The organism is Micromonospora sp. MP36 (assembly GCF_008119785.1).
Taxonomy (GTDB): Bacteria; Actinomycetota; Actinomycetes; order Mycobacteriales; family Micromonosporaceae; genus Micromonospora.
On the sequence record NZ_VSFA01000277.1, the window covers coordinates 1 to 903 of the forward strand.

Genomic DNA, 903 nt, shown 5'->3' on the forward strand with positions numbered 1-903 from the left:
AGGGTGCGTTCGACGACCCATCGGCGTTTGACCACGGAGAATCCTCTGACTTGTGGGTCTTTGGTGACGACTTCGACGTCGATGCCGAGGGTGGCGCCGTGTTCGATGACCTTGTTCTTGAAGCCGGCGTCGACCCAGGTCTTGGCCAGGGCTGGGTGGGTGGCTTTGGCTTGTTCCAGCAGGTTGATACCGATGGTGTTGTCGCTGGTGCTGGCCGCGGTTACGACGACGGCGAGGAGCAGGCCGAGGGTGTCGGTGACGATGCCCCGCTTGCGTCCGACGATCTTCTTGCCGGCGTCGATGCCCTGCGTGGCGGCGGGTGCGTTGGTGGAGGTCTTCACGCTCTGGCTGTCGATCACGGCGGCCGATGGCTGCGTGGCGCGTCCGGCTTTGGTGCGGGCCAGGCCGGTGAGCTGGTAGTTGAGCTGGGTGAAGATGCCGTCGCCTGTCCAGGCGGTGAAGTAGCCGTAGACGGTCTGCCAGGGTGGGAAGTCGTGGGGCAGGTAGCGCCAGGCGATGCCGGTGCGGTTGACGTAGAGGATCGCGTTGAAGATCTCCCGCAGGTCGTGGGTGGCGGTGCGTCCGCCGACACCGGCGTCGGTGCGGGCCTGACGCCAGGCAGCAAGGCGTGGTGCGATCAGCGCCCAGCGGGCGTCGGACAGGTCGGAAGGGTAGGCAGGTCGCTCAACCATGCCGAAGGTCTACTGTGGAACGGTCGTGGTGGATCGCACCTGCAGTCCGACGATACGAGGGCTTTTCTGAACCAGACACGTTCTGCGGAACGAAGCTGGCATATCGATGCGGCATCAGTCGGGGCAAATAGTGCCGATAGTCGTGAGTCGGCTGGTCTGCTGGCCCAGCATTCGGCGGGCCGAATGCCGCTAATCGCACGCAGACAAGATC

1 protein-coding gene is annotated in these 903 nt (G+C 64.6%); it reads right to left on the minus strand.

Annotation, left to right across the window (positions count from 1 at the left end; genetic code table 11):
- The coding region (locus FXF52_RS41150; RefSeq protein WP_148805049.1) for an IS5 family transposase at nucleotides 1-692 on the minus strand (692 nt) is incomplete at its 3' end.
- Nucleotides 693-903: the final 211 nt, after the last annotated feature.